The sequence below is a fragment of the Magnetospirillum fulvum MGU-K5 genome, assembly GCF_000442515.1.
Lineage (GTDB): Bacteria > Pseudomonadota > Alphaproteobacteria > Rhodospirillales > Magnetospirillaceae > Phaeospirillum > Phaeospirillum fulvum_B.
The window spans coordinates 1-2,279 of sequence record NZ_AQPH01000145.1; the positions used below are offsets into that span (position 1 = coordinate 1).

Here is a 2,279-nt window from a genome sequence, read left to right on the forward strand (position 1 = left end):
AGGGATCATCCAAAAGGGGTTTGGGTCATGCGAATCTCCGTCAAAGTCAAACTAGCCGCAGCCTTCGGCGTGGTCATCCTGCTGCTGGTGATTGCCGCCGCGTCGGCCCTGAACGGCCTGTCGCAGTTAAACGAAACGATGGACAATCTGGTGAACGGACCCGTCAAACGTTTGATGCTGGTCGAACAGATGTCCCAGACCGGGATCGAACTGATCCGGGCGGAAAAGAACTTGCTGCTGGCCCAGACCGAGGACGACACGCTCGAACATGTCGGCAAGATCGAGCAATTTCGCGAGAACTTCCGCCGCATGAGCGAAGAATACATCGCGGTGGCATCGGACGAAGGCAAACGCCGATTTAACTCGGTGCGCGAAGCGGTCGACCGTTATTACCTGCTTCAGAATAAAATCCAGGATTTGGCCAAGACCCGGTCGAATGACAAGGCGGGCGAGTACGTCAATAACGAAGCCAAGGTGGCGATGAGCGCGCTGATCGATTCGCTGGCTCCGCTGTATGACCGGGCCGAAAACGCGGCGCAGGCCAGTCCCGATGCGGTTCGGATCGCGCATCAAGCGCGGCGGATCGTTTCCTCTCTTCGCACGTCGCAGGTAGCGCTTTATCAGTCGCTGATTATTTCGAACGAGCGGGAGAAAGAAGACCTGCTCCAGCGCGCTCGGGAACAGAACGCCGAGGCAAAACGGATTTTGGATGCTCTGCGCCGTACTGTCGGCGATGAGGACCGCCGGTCTCTCGATGCGGCGGCCGAGCGGTTCTCCCGTTGGGACGGTATTGCGACCAAAATTGCTGATCTCAGCGCGATCAATTCCGATGCGAAGGCCCTGGCACTCTCCAACGGCGAGGCGCGCAAGGCTGCGTCTAACATCGACGAACTCCTGAACGGGGTTACCAATCTGAATACCGATCAGGTCAGTCAAGCCCAGGTGCTGGCCGAGAGCACCTATGGCTCGCTGCGGACTCAGTTGCTGATTCTGGTTGTCGCCTCGATCCTGATCGCCTTCGGTGCTGCAACCTATATTGCCCTCGCGATCTCGCGCGGGCTGGGTAAGGCGGTGGGGTTGGCCAATGCCGTTGCGGTCGGTGATCTTAGCCAGAATATTGAGGTCAACAGCAATGACGAGGTCAAGGATCTGGTCACCGCGTTGAACGCGATGACCGCCAATCTGCGGATCACTGCGGGAGTTGCCGACGAAATTGCCCAGGGTAACCTTGCCGTTAGTATCCAGCGTCAGTCGGACAAGGATACGTTGGGAATCGCGTTGCACGGCATGATTACCAACCTGCGGTCCACGGCTCATGTCGCCGAGCAGATCGCCACGGGCAATCTTTCGGTCGAAGCCAAGCGCCTGTCCGACAAGGATGCACTGGGCATCGCGCTTGAAACGATGCTGGAGAAGCTGCGCGCCGTCGTCTCCGACGCGATGACCGCCGCCGACAATGTTGCCGCCGGAAGTCAGGAGCTGTCTTCTGCGTCGGAACAATTGTCGGAGGGTTCGACCGAGCAGGCCTCCGCCGCCGAGGAAGCCTCGGCCTCGATGGAGGAGATGGCCGCCAACATCAAGCAGAACGCCGAAAACGCCACCCAGACCGAAAAGATCGCCCGCCAGTCGGCCAAGGATGCCCAGGTATCCGGCGAAGCGGTGACCAAGACGGTGGCGGCGATGCAGACGATTGCCGAGAAGATTTCGATCGTCCAGGAAATCGCCCGCCAAACCGACCTGCTGGCGCTGAACGCGGCGGTCGAAGCGGCCCGCGCCGGGGAACATGGCAAGGGCTTTGCCGTCGTCGCCTCGGAAGTGCGCAAGCTGGCCGAACGCAGCCAGGGCGCCGCAGCCGAGATCAGTTCGTTGTCGTCGGATTCGGTCAAGGTCGCCCGCGAGGCCGGGGACATGCTGTCGAAGCTGGTCCCCGACATCAAGAAAACCGCCGAACTGGTTGAAGAGATCAGCGCTGCCTGCCGTGAACAGGATATCGGTGCCGAACAGATCAATCAGGCGATCCAGCAGCTCGACAAGGTGACCCAGCAGAACTCGGCGGCGTCCGAGGAACTGGCCGCCACCTCCGAGGAACTGGCCTCGCAGGCCGAGCAGTTGCAGTCAACGATCTCCTACTTCCGCATTGACGGCCAGGATTCGATGCCGGGGCAGCGGAATGCTTCAGTGCGCCATCATGTCCCGGCCCGCAAATCTCGCGACTATGCGCAGAGCAAGCCGAAAACAGCCTTTAATAACGGCACTAAATCTCGGGGGGTAAAGCTCAA

1 protein-coding gene is annotated in these 2,279 nt (G+C 60.0%); it reads left to right on the plus strand.

Annotated elements, in window-relative coordinates:
* Positions 1 to 27: 27 nt before the first annotated feature.
* The coding region (locus K678_RS17255) for a HAMP domain-containing methyl-accepting chemotaxis protein (RefSeq protein WP_021133771.1) at positions 28 to 2,279 on the plus strand (2,252 nt) is incomplete at its 3' end.